Origin of the sequence: Streptomyces sp. NPDC046909 (genome assembly GCF_040644695.1) — a bacterium.
In the GTDB taxonomy this organism is placed as follows: domain Bacteria; phylum Actinomycetota; class Actinomycetes; order Streptomycetales; family Streptomycetaceae; genus Streptomyces.
Map to the genome: position 1 here is coordinate 294,663 of NZ_JBEYXC010000006.1, position 19,415 is coordinate 314,077.

Annotated in this window: 17 protein-coding genes and 1 pseudogene; 9 read left to right on the forward strand and 9 right to left on the reverse strand. The window is 68.8% G+C overall.

Translation table 11 applies throughout. From position 1 onward, the window contains the following. Positions 1–122: 122 nt before the first annotated feature. The 5 genes from ABZ928_RS22075 (at position 123) to ABZ928_RS22095 (ending at position 5,459) form a co-directional block, all read left to right on the forward strand. Entirely contained in the window at positions 123–2,111 is a 1,989-nt protein-coding gene (locus ABZ928_RS22075; protein WP_361521432.1) for a maleylacetate reductase and hydroxyquinol 1,2-dioxygenase domain-containing protein, read from the forward strand. Further along, positions 2,108–2,614 carry a flavin reductase family protein gene (locus ABZ928_RS22080; RefSeq protein ID WP_361521435.1) on the forward strand — a complete coding sequence of 169 codons (507 nt, stop codon included), beginning with the start codon at positions 2,108–2,110 and terminating at the stop codon, positions 2,612–2,614. The genes ABZ928_RS22075 and ABZ928_RS22080 overlap by 4 nt, the downstream gene beginning before the upstream one ends. A gap of 243 nt (positions 2,615–2,857) precedes the next feature. Further along, entirely contained in the window at positions 2,858–3,613 is a 756-nt protein-coding gene (locus ABZ928_RS22085; protein ID WP_361521438.1) for a CoA transferase subunit A, read from the forward strand. Next, positions 3,613–4,260, forward strand: a complete 648-nt coding sequence (locus tag ABZ928_RS22090; RefSeq protein ID WP_361521441.1) for a CoA transferase subunit B — start codon at positions 3,613–3,615, stop codon at positions 4,258–4,260. Before ABZ928_RS22085 ends, ABZ928_RS22090 begins: the two co-directional genes overlap by 1 nt. Continuing rightward, a complete protein-coding gene (locus tag ABZ928_RS22095; RefSeq protein ID WP_361521444.1) occupies positions 4,257–5,459 on the forward strand; it encodes a thiolase family protein in 1,203 nt (400 codons plus the stop codon). The genes ABZ928_RS22090 and ABZ928_RS22095 overlap by 4 nt, the downstream gene beginning before the upstream one ends. 70 nt (positions 5,460–5,529) lie before the next feature. On the opposite strand, the pseudogene ABZ928_RS22100 reads toward ABZ928_RS22095, so the two are convergent. From ABZ928_RS22100 to ABZ928_RS22110, 3 genes and pseudogenes are all read right to left on the reverse strand, one after another. Continuing rightward, positions 5,530–6,195: pseudogene (locus ABZ928_RS22100) on the reverse strand (transposase). 219 nt (positions 6,196–6,414) lie between these two features. Further along, positions 6,415–6,567 (reverse strand): hypothetical protein, encoded by a 153-nt coding sequence (locus ABZ928_RS22105; RefSeq protein WP_361521447.1) that lies wholly within the window; start codon positions 6,565–6,567, stop codon positions 6,415–6,417. A gap of 69 nt (positions 6,568–6,636) precedes the next feature. Then, the gene (locus ABZ928_RS22110) at positions 6,637–7,653 is read right to left on the reverse strand and encodes an AsnC family transcriptional regulator (RefSeq protein ID WP_361521450.1); all 1,017 of its coding nucleotides are present in this window, start codon (positions 7,651–7,653) and stop codon (positions 6,637–6,639) included. Between the two features lie 116 nt (positions 7,654–7,769). Here ABZ928_RS22110 and ABZ928_RS22115 point away from each other — a divergent pair, with 116 nt between their 5' ends. From ABZ928_RS22115 to ABZ928_RS22125, 3 genes are all read left to right on the forward strand, one after another. Then, complete coding sequence (locus ABZ928_RS22115) at positions 7,770–9,140, forward strand: MFS transporter (protein ID WP_361521453.1); 1,371 nt, start codon at positions 7,770–7,772, stop codon at positions 9,138–9,140. Next, positions 9,137–10,363, forward strand: coding sequence for a M20 family metallopeptidase (locus ABZ928_RS22120; protein ID WP_361521456.1), 1,227 nt, complete (start codon positions 9,137–9,139; stop codon positions 10,361–10,363). The genes ABZ928_RS22115 and ABZ928_RS22120 overlap by 4 nt, the downstream gene beginning before the upstream one ends. Positions 10,364–10,897: 534 nt before the next feature. Further along, the gene (locus tag ABZ928_RS22125; protein ID WP_361521459.1) at positions 10,898–11,572 is read left to right on the forward strand and encodes a TetR/AcrR family transcriptional regulator; all 675 of its coding nucleotides are present in this window, start codon (positions 10,898–10,900) and stop codon (positions 11,570–11,572) included. Positions 11,573–11,651: 79 nt separating this feature from the next. Here ABZ928_RS22125 and ABZ928_RS22130 read toward each other — a convergent pair whose 3' ends face one another. Both ABZ928_RS22130 and ABZ928_RS22135 read right to left on the reverse strand, forming a co-directional pair. Further along, on the reverse strand, positions 11,652–12,869 hold the full coding sequence (locus ABZ928_RS22130; RefSeq protein WP_361521462.1) for a CaiB/BaiF CoA-transferase family protein: 1,218 nt from the start codon (positions 12,867–12,869) through the stop codon (positions 11,652–11,654). A 280-nt stretch (positions 12,870–13,149) separates the two neighbouring features. Then, the gene (locus tag ABZ928_RS22135) at positions 13,150–14,073 is read right to left on the reverse strand and encodes an SDR family oxidoreductase (protein WP_361521465.1); all 924 of its coding nucleotides are present in this window, start codon (positions 14,071–14,073) and stop codon (positions 13,150–13,152) included. Positions 14,074–14,208: 135 nt separating this feature from the next. Between ABZ928_RS22135 and ABZ928_RS22140 the strand changes: the two genes are divergently transcribed. Further along, positions 14,209–14,829 carry a TetR family transcriptional regulator gene (locus tag ABZ928_RS22140; protein WP_361521468.1) on the forward strand — a complete coding sequence of 207 codons (621 nt, stop codon included), beginning with the start codon at positions 14,209–14,211 and terminating at the stop codon, positions 14,827–14,829. Between the two features lie 242 nt (positions 14,830–15,071). Here the strand turns inward: ABZ928_RS22140 and ABZ928_RS22145 are convergent, their stop codons facing one another. The 4 genes from ABZ928_RS22145 to ABZ928_RS22160 all read right to left on the reverse strand — a co-directional run bounded on the left by ABZ928_RS22145 (position 15,072) and on the right by ABZ928_RS22160 (position 19,270). Next, a complete protein-coding gene (locus ABZ928_RS22145; protein WP_361521471.1) occupies positions 15,072–15,869 on the reverse strand; it encodes a VOC family protein in 798 nt (265 codons plus the stop codon). Between the two features lie 119 nt (positions 15,870–15,988). Next, complete coding sequence (locus ABZ928_RS22150; RefSeq protein ID WP_361521473.1) at positions 15,989–17,413, reverse strand: NAD-dependent succinate-semialdehyde dehydrogenase; 1,425 nt, start codon at positions 17,411–17,413, stop codon at positions 15,989–15,991. An 82-nt stretch (positions 17,414–17,495) separates the two neighbouring features. Then, positions 17,496–18,443: a PDR/VanB family oxidoreductase gene (locus ABZ928_RS22155; RefSeq protein WP_361521475.1), complete on the reverse strand. Its 948-nt coding sequence runs from the start codon at positions 18,441–18,443 to the stop codon at positions 17,496–17,498. A 599-nt stretch (positions 18,444–19,042) separates the two neighbouring features. Continuing rightward, positions 19,043–19,270 carry a hypothetical protein gene (locus tag ABZ928_RS22160; protein ID WP_361521478.1) on the reverse strand — a complete coding sequence of 76 codons (228 nt, stop codon included), beginning with the start codon at positions 19,268–19,270 and terminating at the stop codon, positions 19,043–19,045. Positions 19,271–19,415 lie beyond the last annotated feature (145 nt).

Below are 19,415 nucleotides of genomic sequence, written 5' to 3' on the forward strand. Positions count from 1 at the left end.
CTGGCCTTGTCAGTGGCCGGCTCGGCGTGCGTGCACCGCGGTCGTGCCCCCGGTCCCGAGAGCCGAACAGCAGCCCGTGGTTCCGCCGCGAACCCACCCGTCACATCGAGAGGTTGCCGACGATGTCGTCCTTCTCCTACACCGCCCACCCCGCCCGTATCGTTTTCGGCACCGGCACCCTCGACCAGGTCAGCGAGGAGGTCGAGCGGCTCGGCCGCCGCCGCGTGCTCGTTCTCGCCGGTCCGCACCGCGCCGACGTGACGGAGCGAGTCGAGAAAGTCCTCGGTCCGCTACTCGTGGGGCGCTTCGACGGCGCTGCCATGCACACACCGGTCGACGTCACCGAACGGGCACTGGCCCTGCTCCACGAGATCCAGGCGGACTGCGTCGTCGCGATCGGCGGCGGTTCGACGACCGGACTGGCCAAGGCCCTCGCCGTCCGGACCGGCGTCGATCAGGTGGTCCTGCCGACGACCTACGCCGGGTCAGAGGTCACTCCCGTGCTCGGTGAGACCGAGAACGGCGTGAAGACCACCCGCTCGTCGCCGGAGATCCTCCCCGAGACCGTGATCTACGACGTCGAACTCTCCCGCCGGCTCCCCGTACCACTGACGGTGACCAGCGCTGTGAACGCGATGGCCCATGCCGTCGAGGCGCTCTACTCACCGGACGCCAATCCGGTCGTCGACGGGATGGCCCTCGACGCGATCGGGCGGCTGGCCCGGGGCCTGCGCCGACTCGCCGCCGACCCCGGTGATCCCGACACCCGCAGGGACCTCCTGCACGGCGCGTGGATGGCCGGAACATGCCTCGGCATGGTCGGCATGGGGCTGCACCACAAGCTCTGCCACACGCTCGGCGGCAGCTTCGACCTTCCCCACTCACCGACGCACACGGTCGTCCTTCCGCACGCCATGGCCTACAACGCCGCCGCCGCACCTGAGGCGATGCGACGCATCGCCGACGTGCTGGGCGCCGCAGACGCGCCGACCGCGGTCTTCGACCTGATCGCCGAGTGCGGCGGACCGACCGCGTTGCGCGACCTCGGACTGGACGAGGGCGATCTGGACCGTGCCGCCCGCCTGGCCGTGGCCAAGCCCTATCCCAACCCGGCACCGCTGAGCGGCGTGGGCATCCTCGACCTGCTCCGGCACGCGTGGGCCGGCAAGCGGCCGACCACGGACACCGCGGCCCTCGGCGGCCTTGCCGGCATCGACCGGCTGACCCGGCAGGTCGTCGCCACCTTCGCCGGCGCCGAAGACCCACGGCTGCGCGAGCTGCTCAGTGACCTGGTCCGCAGGCTCCATGGCTTCGCCGTCGACAACGAGCTCACCCAGACCGAATGGGCGACGGCCATCGACTTCCTGACCCGCACCGGGCAGATCTCCACGCCCACGCGCCAGGAGTTCATCCTGCTCTCCGACACTCTCGGGCTCTCCAGCGTGGTCGATGTCCTCACCAACTCCCGTACCCCGGACACCACACCGTCGGCCGTGCTCGGCCCGTTCTACGTCGAAGGCCCACCCGAGCTCGCGCAGGGCACCGACATGGCACAAGGCCTTTCCGGAACCCCGCTGTACGTGGACGTCAGCATCACCGACACCGCCGACCGGCCGTTGGCCGGCGCTGTCGTCGACGTCTGGCAGTCGAACGACGACGGCTTCTACGACGTGCAACTGCCCGACGTCGACGGTCCCGTACTGCGCGGCAGGTTCCGCACCGACGCCGACGGGCGACTGCGGTTCTGGAGCATCCTGCCCTGCGAGTACCCGATCCCCGACGACGGACCGGTCGGTCAGATGCTCGCGGCCACCGGCCGCCATCCGTACCGGGCCCCGCACGTGCACTTCATGATCTCCGCGGAGGGCCACCAGCAGCTGATCACCCAGCTCTTCGTCCGCGGAGGCCGCTACCTCGACTCCGACACGGTGTTCGGGGTGAAGGACGACCTCGTGGTCGACTTCGCGCCGCGCACCGGTCCGGCTCCTGACGGCCGGCAGACCGAGGGCGGCTGGCGAGAGCTGCGGTACGCCTTCCGTATCGCTCCCCAGGGCCCGTCATCTCCCCCATCACCCTCGACGCTGACAGCAGCACCGGAAGGGACGTCATGAGAATCCTTGAGAAAGTCGGATCCGACACCGATGCAGCGGTACTGCGCGCCACATTCGGTTGCTTCCCCACCGGAGTCGCCGCCGTGTGCGCACAGGTGGACGGCGAGATGGTCGGCATGGCCGTCAGCTCCTTCACCTCGGTCTCGCTGACCCCGCCGCTCGTGTCCATCTGCATCGACAACGGCTCCTCGACGTGGCCGAAGCTGCGTCGAGCGGCGACGCTCGGAGTCAGCGTTCTGTCCGCGACACACGATCTCGCGGGCCGGCAGCTCGCCGCCCGCACCGGCGACCGCTTCGCGGGACTGAACACGACGACCACGGCATCCGGCGCGGTTCTCCTGGAAGACGCGGCCGCGTTGTACGAGTGCTCGATCGAGGACGAGTTGGCCGCAGGGGACCACACCATCGTCGTGCTCCGAGTCCTCGCTCTCGCGGCAGAGCCGACGACCCTCCCGCTGGTATTCCACGGCTCACGCTTTCACCAGCTCGCCGCCGCTCAGTAGACGGCGAAACCGGCCGAAGCGTGCACACCGGCGTCGGGTTGAGGCGGCCGGGCTTATCCCAAGGAATGACATGAAGACAGTCGAGGCTGAGGCAAACCTCTCCTCAGCGTCGTCGTGGACGGCTGGGCGGCCAAGCCGGCAAAGCCGCGACCGGAAGCCATGTGAAGGTCGCATGCGGTCTTCCTGGGTGCCGAATCCCCACGAACGACTGGAGCCGGCCCAGGAGAAAGGTGCAGCCGCGTGATGGACAAGGTGGTCGCCACTGCCGGTGAGGCGGTGGCCGATGTGCTGGACGGCGCGTCGCTCGCGGTGGGCGGTTTCGGACTGAGCGGTGTGCCGAACGTGCTGATCCAGGCCCTGTACGAGCGGGGCGTGGCGGGCCTGAGCGTGGTCTCCAACAACTGCGGGGCGTTGGAGAGCGGGCTGGCGGTCCTGCTGGCGGCGGGGCGCATCGCCCGGGTGACGGGTTCCTACATCGGGGCCAACAAGGAGTTCGCCCGGCAGTATCTGGCCGGCGAGCTGGAGGTGGACCTGATTCCGCAGGGCACGCTGGCCGAGCGGTTGCGGGCCGGGGGAGCTGGAATCCCCGCCTTCTACACCCCGGCCGGGGTCGGGACGCAGGTGGCCGAGGGCGGACTGCCGTGGCGCTACGACGGTGAGGGCGGCGTCGCCCTGGCCTCGCCGCCGAAGGAGGTGCGGGAGTTCGACGGCACCGAGTACGTGCTGGAGCGCGGCATCCGCACCGACTTCGCCCTCGTCCGGGCGGCAAAGGGGGACCGGCACGGGAACCTGGTCTTCAACAAGTCCACCCGCAACTTCAACCCCCTGGCCGCGATGGCCGGCCGGATCACCATCGCCGAGGTCGAGGAACTTGTTGAGCCGGGCGAGATCGACCCCGATGCGGTGCACCTGCCGGGGATCTTCGTCCAGCGGGTGGTGGCCCTGACCCCGGAGCAGGCGGCGGACAAGAGGATCGAGCAGCGAACGGTGAGCAGCTGATGGCCTGGACACGTGAGCAGATGGCCGCCCGCGCCGCGCGCGAACTGGAGGACGGCCAGTACGTCAACCTTGGCATCGGCCTGCCGACGCTGATCCCGAACTATCTCCCGCCGGGCGTGGAGGTGATCCTGGAGTCGGAGAACGGGATCCTGGGCACGGGGCCGTATCCGACGGAGGATGCCGTCGACCCGGATCTGATCAACGCCGGGAAGGAGACGGTGACAGTGCTGCCGGGTGCCTCCTTCTTCGACTCGGCGCTGTCGTTCTCGATGATCCGGGGCGGGCACATCGATGTGGCCGTGCTGGGCGCGATGCAGGTCTCCTCGAACGGGGACCTGGCGAACTGGGCGATTCCCGGGAAGCTGATCACCGGGATCGGCGGGGCGATGGACCTGGTGCACGGGGCCCGTACGGTGATCGTGGTCATGACGCACACCGCCAAGGACGGCTCGCCGAAGATCCTCGAAGAGTGCGCGCTCCCGCTCACCGGCAAGGCGTGCGTGAACCGCATTATCACGGACCTCGGTGTTCTCGATGTCGCCGACGACGGTCTCGTTCTCGTCGAGCCTGCGCCCGGCGTAACGGTCGCGGAGATCGTGGCCAGGACAGCCGCCAAGCTGCGCATCCCGGAGGAGATCCAGTCATGAAGGACGTGTACATCGTCGACGCGGTGCGCACCCCGATCGGCCGCTACAACGGCGGCCTGGCGAGGGTGCGCCCGGACGACCTGGCTGCCCACGCGATCCGTGAACTCCTCTCCCGCACACCGGAGTTGGACCCGGCTCGGATCGAGGACGTCTACCTCGGCAACGCCAACGGCGCCGGCGAGGAGAACCGCAATGTCGGCCGCATGGCCGCCCTCCTCGCGGGCCTGCCCACCACCGTGCCCGGAGTGACGGTCAACCGGCTGTGCGCCTCCGGCCTGGAAGCCGTCATCCAGGCGGCTCGCGCGATCGCCGTCGGCGACGCCTCCATCGCCCTGGCTGGCGGAGTGGAGTCGATGACCCGTGCCCCGTACGTGCTGCCGAAGTCGGACAGGGCCTTCCCGGCCGGGCACGGCGAGCTGTACTCGACCACGCTGGGCTGGCGCATGGTCAACCCGAAGATGGACCCGCAGTGGACCATCCCGCTGGGCGAATCCGCGGAACTCATCGCCGACAAGCACAAGATCAGCCGCGAGCAGCAGGAGGAGTTCGCCCTCGCCTCCCACCAGAAGGCGGCAGCCGCACAGCAACTGGACCTTTTTGACGCTGAGTTGGCGCCCGTGTCGATCCCTCAGCGTAAGGGTGACCCGGTCGCCTTCGCCACCGACGAGTCGGTCCGTGCGGACGCCTCACTGACTGCGATGGCCAAGCTCAAGCCGTCCTTCCGCAAGGAGAACGGCACCGTCACGGCCGGCAACGCGTCCCCGCTCAACGACGGCGCCGCCGCCCTGCTCCTGACCGACGAGGAGGGCCTGAAGGCCACCGGTCGCCAGCCGCTGGCCCGCGTCTCGGCCACCGGTGTCTCCGCGATTGACCCGCACTACTTCGGTCTCGCCCCGGTAGAGGCCGTCAATAGGGCTCTCGTCAAAGCGGGCAAGGGATTTGACGACCTGTCCGTGCTGGAACTGAACGAGGCCTTCGCCGCCCAGGTGCTGGGATGCGTCGCCGAGTGGCCCGAGTTCGACCTGGCGATCCTCAATCCACAAGGCGGCGCCATCGCCCTCGGCCACCCCCTCGGCGCATCCGGAGCCCGCCTCGTCGGCACCGTCGCCCACCAGCTCGCCCGCCAGGGCAGTGGCGTCGGCGTCGCCACTCTGTGCATTGGCGTGGGCCAGGGCCTCGCCCTCGTCCTCGAACGCTAGGAACCCGTAAGAAGGGCCATGCGCCACCTTTGAGGGGGCGTTTAAAAGTGGGCGGATTGCCGTTTACGCTTCAGTGCGTTCCTCGCCAGGTGGGTGTTGTCTCGTCCGTTGTGCGTTTGGCAAGGTTGTCGATTCCGAGGGTGGCTCCGTGTTTGACGACGGCATTCTTGAAGCCGGTGTCGCCCCAGCTCCTGGAGATGGTCGGGTACGTCTCCTTCGCCTGGTCGAGGAGGCGGATTCCCAGGGCGTTTTCCGACAGGCTGGCGGCGGTGACGGTCACAGCGAGGATGCGGCCGATCGTGTCGGTGAGAATGCCGCGCTTCCGACGATCTTCTTCGCGGCATCCGTTCCCTGGCTGGTCAGGGGCACATTGGTGGAGGTCTTCACGCTCTGGGTGTCAATCACGGAAGTGGTCGGCTCGGGCTTGCGCCCCTCCTTCACGCGCGCCAGTCCGGGCAGGTCGTAGTTGAGCTGGGCGAAGATGCCCTCGTCGCGCCAGGCGGCGTAGTAGGCCTAGACGGTGCCGTGGTTCGGGAAGTCGTGCGGGAGGCATTTCCAGAGGATTCCGGTGCGGGCACGTAGAAATGGCGTTGAAGACATCGCGCAGTTCGACCTTGGCCGGCTGGCCGGTGGGCCTGCGGTCGATCCGGGCTTTCCACCAGGCGGATAAGGTGGATTCGATCAGCGCCCATCGGGCGTCGGACAGGTCGCTGGGGTACGGCTTCCGCTGGCTCACGAAAGGGCTCTTACACGAAGAGCGCCGCTGCCAGCGTTACTTGGCCAGTAGGGCGTTTCTATGACGTCCATAGTCCATGGACCAGACGGAATCCGGGTGCGAGACACGGAGCAGATGGGCGCCGAGGCCGGAGCCTGGAAGGCCGCGAAGCTGCACGCAGAGCGCAAATCCCTGCAAAGAGAACCGGTCGCAAGAGCGACGTAATGCCACAGGCTATACCTAAAGCCCACTAAGGGCCGCCTCGACGTCACCTGCGCCCACTGGAGCCTGTCCGGCGGCGAGGCCGTCCTCCTCCGGCGTGCCGTGCTCGCCAACGGCGACTTCGAGGGGTACTGGCAGTTCCATGTCCAGCGCGAGTACCAGCGAGTCCACGCCGCCCCCTACCAGCAATTTGCCCCGGCTGCATCGCACCAGCGCCTCAGGGCGCACGTGGATCAGGGCTCAGTCGCGGAACCACGGGTCGATCGGCACCTGCTCGGCGGCCCGGCCGTCCGGTCCGAGCAGTGTGCCGGCCCGTTTGGTGTGGCGCAGCGCCACGGCTCGGTCCACGAAGCGCAGCCGGGGGACGCGCTCGGCGAGGACGGACTCGAGCCGCTGTACGTCGTCCAGGCCGCGCAGCCACAAGGCGATCACCAGGTTGGCGGCCCCGCCGGTGAGACCGAGGCAGACCCGGGTCTCGGGGAGACCGGCGAGGGTACGGGCGACGTTGCCGTGTTCCTCCGGTGGTACGTCGGCCCACAAGGTCACCGACACCGGCCAGCCGGTCAGTGCGTGGGGGACGTCGCAGCGCACGACGACCGCCCGGCTGGCGAGGACCGCCTCGACGCGGCGCCGGGCGGTCGGTCGGCTGACGCCCATCCGGTCGGCCAGCTCGCTCACACCCATCCGGCCGTTCTCGGCCAGCAGCCGCAGCACCGCCCGCAGGTCTGCCTCGGCCGGCGCGCTGGCCGAGGCAGAGGAGGTCGAAACGCTTCGCGCGAGGCGGCGCTGCTCGGCCGGTTCCAGTGTGCGCAGTTGCCACTTGCTGCCCTCGACGAAGAGCCTGGTGCCGACCTGGCTGCGGATCGACCGCACGCCCGGGATCCGGGACACCCCGTGCAGCACGAAGTCGGAGAGCGCGTCCAGCCCGGCGGTGAACACGGTCAGCAGCAGGTCACGGCCACCTGTCACGTGCTCGACCGAGCCGACCCGCGGGTCGCGGGCCAGCGCGTCGGCGATCGGCAGCATCTGGTCGGTGGCGCAGTCGACCTCGACGAAGGAGACGGTCACCCTCTCTACGGCGCCCGGCCCCGGATGGGCCGACAGCCAGGCCGACCCGCTCGTGGCGAGTCGTGCCCAGCGGCGGGCGACGGTGGCCGGATCCACCCCCAGCACCTGGGCGATCTGTGCCCAGGATGCCCGTGGAGCGAGCTGGACAGCGTGCAGGACGCGTAGATCCGCTTCGCTGAAACTTCTCACTTCATGCTTCACCCGGGCCATTTTCTGCCATCTCTTGCATCTTTACGAGGGCGAGTGTCCATGCCCGCACCATCGTTCGTCATCGATCCCCTGTGTCTCGCGAGAGGAACTCCGCGATGTCAGCTCCCCAGGCTCAGGTCCCAGACGCTGCGGGCGGTCCGTCCCTGGCATCCGCGCCACCCGGCGCACCCACCGAAGCGACCGCGCCATCGCGCCGCCGTGAGCTCAGCGCGGCAACGGTGGGAAGCATCGTGGAGTCGTTCGACTGGAACATGTACGCCGTGCTGGCGCCGTTCTTCGCCACGCGGCTGTTTCCCGGCGGCACCACCGGCGCGACGCTGACGGCCTACGCCGGCTTCGCCGTCGGCTTCCTCGCCCGTCCGGTGGGCAGCGCGCTGATCGGTCGGCTTGCCGACAAGCGCGGCCGCCGATTCGGGCTCACCCTGAGCATGTCGGTGATCGCCGCAGCCAGCCTGCTGCCCGCCCTGGTCCCGTCGCGGGAGCAGATCGGCATCTGGGCGGCGCTCCTCATGGTCGTCGCACGGCTGGTGCAGGGACTGGCGTACGGCGGCGAGACCCCGACCGTCGCGGCGTACGTCACCGAGACGGCACCACCACACAGGCGGTTCCTGTTCAGCGGCATCTCCTACGGCGGCATCATCATCGGCTCACTCCTCGCGTTCGCCACCGTGGCCATCCTCGACGCGACGGTGGGCGCCGACGCACTGGCCGACGGGGCGTGGCGCTGGGGTTTCGTGGCCGCCGCACTGATCGGCGTGGCAGCGATCTGGGTCCGCCGCTCGGCCCCCGAGAGCGAGGAGTTCGAGCGCGAGGCCGCGGTCCACGGCAGTCGGCGGCCCCCGATCCGCAGCGTGTTCACCCGGCACTCCACGGCATGCGTCGCCCTCTTCCTGATGTCCGTCAGCACCACGGTGTCGTTCTACTTCTCCCTGGTCTATCTGCCGGTGTACGCCGCCCACGCCGGCGCCGCCGACCAGGCCGCGGCATCAGCGTTCATGACGGTCGCCTACGCCGTCACCCTGCTGGCCATGCTGCTCGCCGGAGCGCTCGCCGACCGGATCGGCCTGATCCCGGTGCTGCGCGGCGCCGCCCTGGCCACGGCCGTCCTGGTGGTGCCCCTGCTCACCGCCATGGACTCCGGGGCCCTGGACTACCGCGTGGTCGCCGTGCTGCTCGGCCTCCTGGTCGCGGCGCCGGCGGCCGCCGTCAACCTGCTCAGCGGGCTGCTGTTCCCGACCGCGGTGCGCGCGGTCGGAGCGGGCATCGTCAGCGCGGTCGCCGTCGCCGGCTTCGGCGGCACCTTCCCGCTGCTCGCCGAGGCCCTCACCGTGCGGGGACACGCCGTGGTGATCCCCTACTACGTCGCCGCCACTGCTGTATTGGGCGTGCTCGGCACCTTCGTCGCCGCCCGGGTTCCCGGGTTCGCCGCCGCCTCTCGTCCGATCCCCACCGAGGAGAACCGATGACCGTCACCGTGAACACCGCCTCCCTGACCGACGACGCCCGGGCCATGTGCGAGGACCTGACCCGGCTGCGGCACCGGCTGCACGCGGAACCCGAGACCGGCCTGCAGCTCCCGCGCACCCAGGAGAAGGTGCTCGCGGCGCTCGTGGGCCTGCCGCTCGAGATCACCACCGGGACCTCGCTCACCTCGGTCACCGCCGTGCTACGCGGCGCCCGGCCCGGCGGCACGGTGCTGCTCCGCGGCGACATGGACGCGCTCCCGGTGCAGGAGAAGAGCGGCGTCGGTTATGCCTCCCAGGTCGAAGGCCTGATGCACGCCTGTGGCCACGACCTGCACACCACGATGCTGGCCGGCGCGGCCCACCTGCTGTCCGCGCGCCGGGACCGGCTCGTCGGCGACGTGGTCTTCATGTTCCAGCCCGGTGAGGAGGGTTACGACGGTGCCGCCGCGATGGTGGCCGAGGGAGTCCTCGACGCATCCGGACGCCGGGTCGACGCAGCGTACGCCCTCCACGTCATGTCCGCCGGTATCGCCCCGAGCACCTTCGAGACCCGGCGCGGACCCTTTCTGGCCGCCTCGGACACCGTCCGGGTGACCGTGACCGGAGCCGGCGGCCACGGCTCCATGCCCCATCGCGCCAAGGATCCCTTGGTGGCCGCCTGCGAGATGGTGACCGCACTGCAGACCCACATCACCCGCGGCTTCGACGTGTTCGACCCGGTCGTCGTCACCGTCGGGGCCTTCCACTCGGGAACCCAGCACAACGTCATCCCAGAGCAGGCCTGCTTCGAAGCCACCGTCCGTTCGTTCTCGCCGCAGGCACACGCCGCGATCAAGGACGGCTTCGTCCGGGTCTGTCGCGGGATCGCAGCCGCCCACGGCGTGACGGTGGAGGTCGACTACGCGGAGTGCTACCCGGTCACGGTCAACGATGCCGCCGAGGCGGAGTTCGCCGTCGACGTGGTCGCCGAGACGCTGGGGGAGGAGCGGGTGTCCTGGGCGCCCCGGCCGATCGCCGGCTCCGAGGACTTCTCCCGGGTACTCGACGAGGTGCCCGGCGTGTTCATCGGGCTCGGCGCCGCCCCCCGCGACGCCGACATGCAGTCCGCGCCCGACAACCACTCGCCACTGGCCGTCTTCGACGACGCGGTCCTATCCGACGGGGCGGCGGTCTACGCCGAACTTGCCGTCCGCCGGCTGGAGGCCCTCACGCCGACCACCTGAACCGTGTCCGAGGGGAGTGACCCGCCGAGGTCGGGCCGAGTGAACCCACTCGGCCCGACCTCGGCGGGTGGTCTGCCCCAGGTTCGATGGGGTCGGGTTGTTGGAGAATTGGCTGTCCCTCTGTCTTCGGAGGCCGTCATGCCCCGCAGCTGTCCGCCCGAGTTCCGGCGCCGTGTGATTGATCTGGTCGAGTCCGCCCATGCACCGCCGCCTCGCCCGCAACTACGAGCCCCTCACCGCCAGCTCCGAGGCCATGATCCACATCGCCTCGATCGACAGCCTTGCCAAACGCACAACGGACGAGACGACACCCACCTGGCGAGGAACGTACTGGGGCGTAAACGATAATCCGCCCACTTCAAACGCCCTCTGAGAGCGAGGACTGTCACCTCGAGACAAGCGGGTTCTCGATGGGCTGGGTTCGACCCGAGGCGCACGCCCCCACTCCTACTCGATATTCCTTGATATCGACTTAGCGCTCGCTAAGATGGGTGGCCAGGGTTGGCGGTTGTGCGGACAGGGAGGAGTGAGCGCATGCCCACGATGGAGCCCTGCGAGCCCTCGGTCGAGGAGGCACTGCAGCTGATCGGCGACTGGCGGGTGTTCGAGCCGCTCGAGTTGCCGGCGACGCTCACCGGCGCACTTGATGCCTTCCGGGAGCATGGTTATCACGGCACGTCGGTGCGCGACATTGCCCGGCGGGTAGGGGTCACCGTACCGGCGCTCTATTACCACCACGAGAACAAGCAGGCCATGCTCGTCGCGTTGCTGGAGCACGCCGTGGGGGAGGCGCTCGCGCGCGCCCGGCTGGCCGACGCCGCGGGCGAGGGGTGGGTCCTGGAGAGATTCGCCAACGTCACCGAATGCATCGTGTTGCACATGACGCACCGGGCGGCGACGGCGGGACTGGACGCCGAGCTGCGATATCTCGAACCAGCCAACCGTAAGCGGTACGCCGCCCTGCGCAAGCAGCTCGAGGAGATGGTGCTCGCAATCCTTGAAGAGGGCGTCGCCCAGGGGCTGTTCGAAGTGGACCACGCCCCGGACACCGTGCGGGCGTTGCTCGGCATGTGGCAGGCGGTGGCGACCTGGTACCACGACGGAGGGCCGCTGTCACCGCAGGAGATCGCCAACCGGTACGTGTCGATCTCGCTACGGGCGGTGGGCGCAAGGGTGCGCCCCGCACCCCGCACGCACTCCGCGGCGTAGGCCGCGAGGCCCGGCACCCGGGCTCGTCGGCGTCTCGGCGCCACCGTCCCGGTCCCACTGGCCCATGCTCAGACCAGGCTCATGCCGACCGCCCCTCCTGTGATGCCTCATGCGGTACGCCGAGCGGTGTGTCGTCCTGGGTGTGTTGGCGCACGGCGCCCGCAGCGAGCAGACGGGAGATGTCATCGGCGTGGGCACCCCAGTCGCGCAGGGCAGTGCGGGTGTGCTCGCCCGGGACCGGAGGTGGGCCCTGGACGGCCGCCGGGGTGCGGTCCAGGTGGGGGGCCGGAGCGGGCTGGCGTATGCCGTCGGTTTCGGTGAAGACGCCGCGCGCCGCGTTGTGCTGGTGTGTGTGGGCCTCCCACGGGCTGAGCACCGGGGTCACGCAGGCGTCGGTGTGTTCAAAGTGTGCAGCCCACTCGTCGCGCGTGCGCTGTTTGAAGGCAGCCGCCAGCCGCTGACGCAGCTCCGGCCAGCGTGCCTCGTCGTACTGGTCGGGCAGGCCGGGATCGTCCGACAGGCCGAGCCCGTCGAGGAGTTCGGCGTAGAACCTCGCCTCCAGCGGGCCCACCGCAACGTGCCCGCCGTCGGCTGTCTCGTACGTGGTGTAGAAGGGCGCACCGCCGTCGAGGAGGTTCTTGCCGCGCTCGCGGGACCACGACCCCGCCGCACGCAGGCCGAACATTGCGGTGGTGAGCAGCGCGGCCCCGTCGACCATGGCGGCGTCCACGACCTGGCCCTGGCCGGAACGCTCGCGCTCGTAGAGGGCGGCGAGGATGCCGATTGCCAGGAGCATGCCGCCACCGCCGAAGTCTCCGACGAGGTTCACCGGCGGCACCGGTGGCCGGTCGGCTGGACCCATGAGACCGAGGGCGCCCGATACGGCGATGTAGTTGATGTCGTGCCCGGCCCGAGGAGCGAGCGGGCCATGCTGGCCCCAGCCGGTCATCCGTCCGTAGACCAGCCGGGGGTTGGTGGCGCGGCATGTGTCCGGGCCGATGCCCAGGCGTTCGGCGACACCGGGTCTGAAGCCCTCGACGAGGACGTCGGCGCGGGCGGCGAGCTGGCGCACGAGAGCGCCGCCGTCGGGGTGCTTCAGGTCCACCGCGACCGAGCGGCGTCCGCGGGCCAGAGGATCGGGGGCCCTGGCGCCGGCCGGGTTGACGTCCGTGGTGCGGTCGACGCGCAGCACCTCGGCACCCAGATCGGCCAGCAGAGTGCAGGCGAAGGGGGCCGGGGCGAGGCTGGCGATTTCCAGTACGCGGAGGCCGACCAGCGGGCCCTCGTCCGTGCTCATGCTTCCTCACCTGTCATGTACCTGGGTCGCCGAAGTGCACGAGTGAAGTCGATCGCCATGAGGTTCTCGCGACCCTGACGAATTTACTTAGCGCTCGCTCAGAAGGTAGAGGTCTCACCACGGGAGGGTCAATATGCGGACTCGCGTCTTATCGCCATCGGCCGGAGTGCACCCTGCTCCTGGGAGGCTGCCTTCGCGGTTGCCGACACCCGCCCCACGCTCCGGAGCAATCGCCCTATAGCTCTGGCTTGCACCCTCATTGTCAAGCGCGCCAGCGGGCTCAACGGGTGGTGGTCGCCGGGACGTCGAAGTAGTGGCCTTGGTCGAGGTCGTCGATGAGGCCGGGCTGGACGGGTTTCCAGCCGAGGAGGTCCTGGGTCAGCGTGCTCGAGGAGGGGTTGTCGGCTGTGGCGGGAGCGCTGAGGAAGCCGAAGTGGGCGTCGGCCTGTGTCGACGGGATGCTGACCACGGGCAGGTTCAGCCGGTGGCCGATGGCCTCGGCGATCTCCCGGAAGGGGATCCCCTGGTCGTCGACGGCGTGCAGCCGTGACCCCGCCGGCGCGGATTCCAGCGCCAGCCGGTAGAGGCGTGCCGCGTCGAGCGTGTGCACAGCGGGCCAGCGGTTTGCCCCGTCACCGACGTACGCCGCGACACCCTTCGACCGGGCGATGGAGATCAAGGTCGGGATGAAGCCGTTGCGGTCCAGCGTGCTGTGCACGGTCGGAGCAAGCCGGACGATGGACGACCGGATGCCGCGTTCCGCGAGCGCGACCACCATGTTCTCGGCGTCGATCCGCGGCCCTGCGTCGAGTGCGTCGGCTTCGGTGGCGGCGTCTTCCAGCCCCGCGAAGGCGAGCAGCATGGTTCCCGACGTGGTCACCAGAGGCTTGCCGGTGTCGGCGAGCGCGTCCCCGAGAAGCTCGATGGCGCTCAGATCCGCTGCGACCGCGCTGTCGAAGTCGCCAGCGAACATGGCGTCGTGCTTGAAGGCCAGGTGGATGACGCCGTCGGCCGCGGCTGCAGTCGCGGCGAGGCCGTCGAGATCGTCGAGATCGCCTCGGTACACCTGGGCACCGGCAGCCGTCAATGCGGCGGCGGACTTGTCCGAGCGGGCCAGGCCGACCACATGGTGTCCCGCTTCGAGGAGTTCGGGGACGACCGCGGAGCCGACGTGTCCGGTGGCTCCAGTGACGAATACGCGCATGCTGTGCCTTCCTGCTGCAGGCTCCCCACCCGGAGTGGGGACCTGATGTCAGTTCATGACATCACCGTAGCATCGATGTCAGTCTCTGCCATGACCTTGATGTCAGCTTCTGCCGTCACGGCGTAGGATCGGAGCATGAGCCGATGGAAGCCCGACGCACGGGGCCGCTTGGAGAAGGCGGCGCTGGAGCTCTACAACCACCAGGGCTTTGACGCCACCACCGTTGCGGAGATCGCCGCCCGCGCCGGGCTCACCGAACGGACCTTCTACCGGTACTTCGCCGACAAACGGGAAGTCCTCTTCCCGGGCGACAGCCCCCTCGCGGACACCCTCGCGGATGCCACGGCCACCGCGCCTGTCCAGCTTCCGCCGCTGGAGGTGATCGCCTACGCCCTGACTGAAGCCGTTCCTGTCTTCGAAGAACGCGGGGACCTGATACGGCAACGCCAGGCCGTCATCGCCGCCAACCCTGAACTCCAGGAGCGCGAACTGACCAAACTCGCCACACTCGCCTCCACACTCGCCCACGCGCTGCGTGAACGCGGTCTGCAGACCACGACCGCAATACTTGCCGCAGAAATCGGGATCGCCGCGTTCAGGGTCGCCTACGAACTCTGGGTCAACGACCCCGACCAGAACACCCTCGCCCAGCGGATCCAAGAGACCCTGGACACCGCCAGGCACCTCGCCACGCCCGCCGAACAAGTCGCCGCGACCGAGGACGGCAGCCTCACAGGCCAGGAGAACGTGGCATGAATGCGGTGGGCACCTTGTGCAAGGGGCCCGCGGCTTCGTGACGCAGTACGTGCGGGGACTTCTGGGCGCAGGATGTTCCGAGCTCCAGCCTCCGTGGCGGGCTGACGACATGACTGAGCCCACCGAGGTCCAAGACGCCCTCCGGAGGGGCGGAGGGCTTTGGAGGGGGCGACGCGGTGCGGTCGAAGGGCCTGCCGGTGAGCCACGTGTCAAGGCGAGCGGAGTTGCCGACGATGCCAGTATCAATGGTGGGTTGTTCGTAGCGAAACAGAGCCGATCGTCAGGTCGCGATCAGGTGGGTTTTTGAGGCTGATGCCTGTGACTCCTGCACGTTCGGCGGTGCGGACGCGGAGGGTTCCGTTTGGCCAGGTGAACTTGAGTTCGCCGTCGTGCTCGGTGACGCGGGCCTGGAGGACGGATCCGAAGAGGCGGCGGCCGAAGTCCGGGTCTGTGGTGCTGAGGTGTGTCGGTCCCAGTTCCGAGGCCGGTCCGGCGGGGGTGTTCCACAAGGAGGTCCACCAGTTCGGGTCGGTCGCTCCGTCGGTGCTCGGGAAGGCCGTGGTGTCGCGGTCGCGGGTGGTCAGCAGTTCTTCCGCGGATGGGTAGGCGCGGTCCGACTCGGCGAGTTGGATGACGACACGGTGTATGGCGTCGGGCAGGAGGAAGGCTTCGCGCCAGGGGGCGTGGTCGTAGTTCTCGCCGACGACGGTGGCGCCGATGGCCCGTGCCTGTTCCACGGCGGCGCGGAGGTCGGGGACGGTGAAGGTCACGTGATGCGCGCCCTCACCGTGTCGGTCGAGGAAACGGCTGAGGAAACCGGGGCCGTTCGGTTCGAGCAGTTCTATACGACCACCACCGTGGGCGGTTCCGACGTAGAGCAGGAGGTATCGAAACTCCTGGAGGGTCTCTCCCGCGATGGGCGTAGCACCGAGCTCTTGCCGAAGCCGTCTCGCCCAGGTCATCGCGTCATGAACGGCGAACGACGTGTGATCGAAGTCGAAGGTCGCGGCTGAAGCCGCGGGGTGATCGTGTGGTGTCATCAGAAGAGTCCGGGGCGTAGGGGTGAAGCGGTGGCGCGCGAGATGGGGCGTGAGCCGCCGCGTGGTCGCTGTCAGGGGCCTGGTCCCAGGTCGGCCTGCAGGCTGGAGACGCACCGTTGTCAGTCGTTCCCAACTGAGCTCGGTTGACCGGCGACGTACAGCAGACGCTTGTTGGCGAACTCGTCCATGCCGAGCGGTCCCAGCTCGCGGCCGTAGCCGCTGCGCTTGACCCCGCCGAACGGGATCGCCGCGCCTTCACCCGCGGGGGTGTTGACGTTACTCATGCCGACTTCGAGTTGCCCGGCCACGTCCAGAGCGCGCGACTGGTGCACGCTGAAAACAGCCCCACCGAGGCCGTACACGGAGTCGTTGGCCAACTCGACCGCCTCGACATCGGATTGCACGGAGTACACGACGGCGACCGGGCCGAAGAGTTCCTCGTGGTACGCACGCATCCCCTTGGAGACCGCGGTGAGGACGGTGGGTGCGAAGTATGCGCCGGGTGCGGGACCGAGCCGACCGCCGGCGTGTACCTGGGCGCCCTTGGTCACTGCGTCCTGTATCTGGGCGTCGAGATGCTCGGCCGCCGAGCGCGATGACAGGGGGCAGTAGGTTCCCGGCTCCGCATCGCGAGTCGGATCCGCAGGCCGCATCACCCTGGCCAATCGGGTCAGTTCGTCGACGAAATCGCGGAAGTATTCCTCGTGCACGATCATGCGCTTGTTGGAATTGCAGGTCTGGCCGGTGTTGTACATGCGCGTTTGCCAGGCCAGACGGGCGGCTCCTCGGACATCGTCGGTGTCGAGAACGATGTACGGGTCGGACCCTCCCAGCTCGAGCACGCACTTCTTGAGGTATCGTCCTGCGATCGCGGCGACGGCGGAGCCGGCCCGTTCGGACCCGGTGAGGGAAACGCCTCTGACCCGATCGTCGGCGATGAGGCGCTCGACCTGGCCGTGGGTCGCGTACAGGTTCTGGTACGTCCCGTCAGGCAGGCCGGCATCGGTCAGAACCTGCTCGATCGCGGCCGCACACTGAGGTACCGACTCGGCGTGCTTGAGGAGGATCGTGTTGCCGAGGACGAGGTTGGGTGCAACGAAGCGTGCGACCTGATAGTAGGGGAAGTTCCACGGCATGATTCCGAGTACTACTCCTATGGGACGCCGCTGGATCACCGCCCGGTCCCCGGGGTGCGCTTCGATGTGCTCATCGGCGGCCAACTTCGGACCGTGATCGCCGTAGTACCGGAAGATCGAGACACACAAGTCGAGTTCCTCGACGGCCTCGTGCCGGGGCTTGCCCATCTCGCGGGTCGCGAGGTCGGCCAGTTCGCCCACTCGCGAGGCGAGGATGTCTGCGACCCGATGTGACACCGCGGCCCGTTCCACGATGGGCGTGGAGCACCACTGCCGGTAGGCGTCGTCCGCCCGGGCCAGGCTCTCGTCGATGGCTGCGTCCTGCGCAAGGTCGAACCGGGCGAACTCCTCACCGGTGACGGGGTCGACGGACCTGTAGATGACGACCTCTTGGCGGGCGGTATCCATCAGCACTCTCAGCTTTCGTTGGTCGGCGGCACCGGCCGACTTGTCGGTCAGATCCGGGGAAGGCACAAAAGACGGCGGACGGTCACAGATCGAGTACCAGCCGGCCGGAACGGGCCCGGGAGACGCAGATGCACAAGCAGTCGCCGGCGAGTTTCTCCTCCTGGGTCAGGATGGAGTCCCGATGGTCGATCTCGCCTTCGAGGACATCGGTGATGCAGGTGCCGCACGTACCCTCGCCGCAGCTGTAGTCGATGGCGTGCCCGGCGTCCTTGAGTACCTGCAGTATCGATTTGTCCTCAGGGACCTGGTACGCCGCGCCGGTGGTGTCGAGCACGACTTCAAAGGCCTGGTCGGGATGGCGCGCAACGGCCGGTGCGGCGGAGAATCGCTCGAAGTGGACTGTGCCGCGGCCCAGCCCGGCGCAGGCGCGCTGTACGGCGGTGAGCATCGGCTCCGGCCCGCACACGTAGTAGTGCGCGTCGGCGGGGTGGTGCCGGACCAGGGCTTCGAAGTCCATGAAGCCGTCCACGTCGTCGCAGTGCAGCCGGAGACGATCGCCGAGACCGAGTTCTTCCAGGAGGGCCGCGAACACCGCTTGCGATCGCGACCTGACAAGGTAGTGCAGCGTGAAGGGCCGCCCTTTGGCCTTGAGCGAGCGCGCCATGGAGTACAGGGGCGTGACGCCGATCCCGCCGGCCACCAGGACAGGATGATCCTGTCGGTCGTCGAGGGGAAAGTTGTTCCGCGGTCCGGAGACGGCCACGACGTCCCCGACCTCCAGCGCGTGCATCGCGATCGATCCGCCGCGCCCGTCCGGCTCCAGCTTCACCGCGACCGACACCTCGCCTGTTGCCTCGTCCCAGTCGATCAGGGAATAGCTCCTGATCAGGTCGCCAGGCAGATGTACGTTGAGGTGCGCGCCGGGCTCGGGCCCGAGCTGCGGCTCGTGAGCCGTCTGGAACGTGAACCTGGTGATATTGGCGCCGAGGGGCGCTTTGCTCACCACATGAACGTTGGTCGACTTGAGCATGGGTACCGTCCAGGGTCGTTCTTCGGGCAGCCATGACCAATGTAGGCTTGAACGATCGTTCAGGCAAGGAGGCGTCTGAACGATCGTTCAACTGGCGTTGTTCTCGTCCTGACGCCCCACCTGGTTGGCCAGTGCGTCGACCACGAACGTTCGCCTTGACACGCTGCTCGGTGGCGCTGGTACGGAGTTTGCCGACCTCACTCTGACGGCAACGTTGTCACTCTAGGGGTCGCAAATGGTCATGTGCCGGTAGCTCGGTGCCGCGCGCGAGCTGCTGTGCCACCTGCGGGTCATCGGCTCTCGGGGGTCGACGCCGGTGGTTGAGGCTAACCCGACCCCGTCGAGACCTTCCACGGATTCCTGGTTGACTGCCTGCGGGCTGCTGGCCGACCGATCTACGTCATCAATCCGCTCATCACCGCCGCTACCGCGACCGCTACGCAGTCAACCGCAAGAAGTCAGACCGCCGCTACGCCAGAATCCTGGCCCGCATCCTGCGCACCGACCCCGCCGGGCACCGGTTCCGGACCGGCACGCGGAGGGGCCGGGACAGCCGTGCTGTCCCGGCCCCTCCGTGGTTCACTGCGCTGCGAAGGCGGTCACCAGATCGGATTCCAGCCGTCGGTGCCGGCCAGGTACTTGGCGGCGGTGTAGTCCTGGGCCTGAGCGTCGGTCAGCTTCGGTGCGTTCGTTCCGAGGCCGGCTCCGAGGCCACCGTTGTGGTACTCGAAGAACCGGGCCTGCGTCCAGGAGTAGGTGGTGTCCATGTCGGTCCAGGGGTGTTGGTAGTTGATGTTGTTGTGCCAGACCCCAGATCCACCAGCCATATTCCGTCCGGGAAGAACCTCGCCGACCCGGCGGCCGCCTCCAGCGCCAGCCGGGTCTTGCCGATCCCGCCCGCGCCGGTGAGCGTCAGCAACCGCACCGACTGCAGCAGGCCGCGGATCTCTGGGACCTCGGACCGACGGCCGA

Bases quoted from the DNA above. Each gene is read 5' to 3' on its own strand.
- ABZ928_RS22075 (WP_361521432.1), top strand. From the start codon at position 123: ATGTCGTCCTTCTCCTACACCGCCCACCCCGCCCGTATCGTTTTCGGC.
- ABZ928_RS22080 (WP_361521435.1), top strand. From the start codon at position 2,108: ATGAGAATCCTTGAGAAAGTCGGATCCGACACCGATGCAGCGGTACTG.
- ABZ928_RS22085 (WP_361521438.1), top strand. From the start codon at position 2,858: ATGGACAAGGTGGTCGCCACTGCCGGTGAGGCGGTGGCCGATGTGCTG.
- ABZ928_RS22090 (WP_361521441.1), top strand. From the start codon at position 3,613: ATGGCCTGGACACGTGAGCAGATGGCCGCCCGCGCCGCGCGCGAACTG.
- ABZ928_RS22095 (WP_361521444.1), top strand. From the start codon at position 4,257: ATGAAGGACGTGTACATCGTCGACGCGGTGCGCACCCCGATCGGCCGC.
- ABZ928_RS22115 (WP_361521453.1), top strand. From the start codon at position 7,770: ATGTCAGCTCCCCAGGCTCAGGTCCCAGACGCTGCGGGCGGTCCGTCC.
- ABZ928_RS22120 (WP_361521456.1), top strand. From the start codon at position 9,137: ATGACCGTCACCGTGAACACCGCCTCCCTGACCGACGACGCCCGGGCC.
- ABZ928_RS22125 (WP_361521459.1), top strand. From the start codon at position 10,898: ATGCCCACGATGGAGCCCTGCGAGCCCTCGGTCGAGGAGGCACTGCAG.
- ABZ928_RS22130 (WP_361521462.1), bottom strand. From the start codon at position 12,869: ATGAGCACGGACGAGGGCCCGCTGGTCGGCCTCCGCGTACTGGAAATC.
- ABZ928_RS22135 (WP_361521465.1), bottom strand. From the start codon at position 14,073: ATGCGCGTATTCGTCACTGGAGCCACCGGACACGTCGGCTCCGCGGTC.
- ABZ928_RS22140 (WP_361521468.1), top strand. From the start codon at position 14,209: ATGAGCCGATGGAAGCCCGACGCACGGGGCCGCTTGGAGAAGGCGGCG.
- ABZ928_RS22145 (WP_361521471.1), bottom strand. From the start codon at position 15,869: ATGACACCACACGATCACCCCGCGGCTTCAGCCGCGACCTTCGACTTC.
- ABZ928_RS22150 (WP_361521473.1), bottom strand. From the start codon at position 17,413: ATGGATACCGCCCGCCAAGAGGTCGTCATCTACAGGTCCGTCGACCCC.
- ABZ928_RS22155 (WP_361521475.1), bottom strand. From the start codon at position 18,443: ATGCTCAAGTCGACCAACGTTCATGTGGTGAGCAAAGCGCCCCTCGGC.
- ABZ928_RS22160 (WP_361521478.1), bottom strand. From the start codon at position 19,270: ATGGCTGGTGGATCTGGGGTCTGGCACAACAACATCAACTACCAACAC.